2 protein-coding genes are annotated in these 1,506 nt (G+C 45.9%); one reads left to right on the forward strand and one right to left on the reverse strand.

The genetic code is table 11. The annotated features are described in order from the left end of the window. The coding region (locus A3739_RS01365) for an FAD-dependent oxidoreductase (protein WP_197471940.1) at positions 1–540 on the forward strand (540 nt) is incomplete at its 5' end. Positions 541–601: 61 nt separating this feature from the next. On the opposite strand, the gene A3739_RS01370 is transcribed toward A3739_RS01365, so the two are convergent. Beyond that, positions 602–1,506 (reverse strand): SGNH/GDSL hydrolase family protein (locus A3739_RS01370; RefSeq protein ID WP_197471941.1); only part of this gene is annotated, 905 nt, incomplete at its 5' end.

Below are 1,506 nucleotides of genomic sequence, written 5' to 3' on the forward strand. Positions count from 1 at the left end.
AAAGCAGGCGTGGTGTTGACCAATCAAGGGCATATTCAGGTAGACAACGAGTTACGAAGTAGTGTTTCCAATATATACGCGGCTGGTGATGTAATTGGCCCGCCATCTTTGGCTTCGGCTTCGATGGAGCAGGGGCGCCGTGCAAGTCGAAATGCCTTAGGTATTAGCGTTGGTAAAATGGCAGATTTCATTCCAGCAGGTATTTACTCCATTCCTGAAATTTCAGGCATTGGGCTCACTGAACAACAGGCTAGAGCCAAGGGTGATGTCATTGTCGGTGTTGCCAAATTTGAAGAGATTTCTCGAGGTCAGATCAGTGGTATAGAAGATGGTTTGTTGAAAATCATTTGCGATGAACAAGGGAAGAAAATCTTGGGTGTTCAGATAGTTGGTGAAGGGGCTACGGAACTCGTTCATATTGGTCAGATGGCGATGCTATCCGACAGCCCTGTTGATATTTTTGTAGAGAATATTTTTAACTATCCAACACTCGCAGAAGCCTATCGTGTTGCAGCTCTATCGGTGTTAGGGCAAAGGTAAACGGATATGAATATAGATTGGGGTCAGAGTTTTTTCACTCTGATCCCAATCCAAGAGCGGATTATTGGCTCAATACAGCTTCAAGAAATTCTTGACCAGCTTGCGTGTGAACGGTACTGCTTGGGTGGAAACCATCAGAGAAAACAAATGCTGAGCAATCAGCAAGTGCGGGTACTGATTCAACACAAGGAGTTGTTGTGTTCAAACCGGCTTCTTCACCTTCTTCAATTGTACGATCTAAGAAGTCTTGTAGTGAGTATTCAATAATATCAATACCTGTTGCTGCTTCAATATTGCGAACTGATTTACGAAGTTTACGATTGAAACGATCCACAAGACTTGACACTTTTTCTGGGTACTCAAGAGCACGACGTTCGTTTTGGGGATTACCTGATGCTACAGCTGCTTGATACAGGTCGTTAACATTTGCTCTAAGAAGAGGTGTTTTGCTGATATCTGGAGCGTCTGCTACCGCGATAGCTGTTGCGCCAGTCGCGATCAAGGTTTGGATTTGATTACTGATTACATCTACTGCTGCGTCAACGCGATCCTTAGATCCTTTGCGAGCTGCCTGACGTTCTGCACCTGGAGCTGTAAATACGCCTTGTGCACGAATTTGCGCAGCAGCGTTCAAATCGTTACCACCGATAACAATAACGTATAGGCCGTTTGCATCTGCTACACCACCAGTCGACAACAAGTGCGCGCCAATCTGGATTGGAAGACTCGTGTCGTTGTTAGGATCTGATGGGATTGCGGCAGCGCCTCCGACAGCATAGTTAGTGCCGACGTTTTGGCCTAGCAACCACTTTGACGGGTTGTTTGTTAAACCCAGACCTGCAGCAAGCGCATCGGTTGCGATCGTTGCTTGTCCCGTGAACGGAGAAATATTGGTGAACTTAACTTCAACTGGCGATTGGAATACTTCCGTTAAGTTGCCAGAGTCAGACAAGCTGTCACCAAATA

The sequence above is a fragment of the Oleiphilus sp. HI0067 genome, assembly GCF_001635735.1.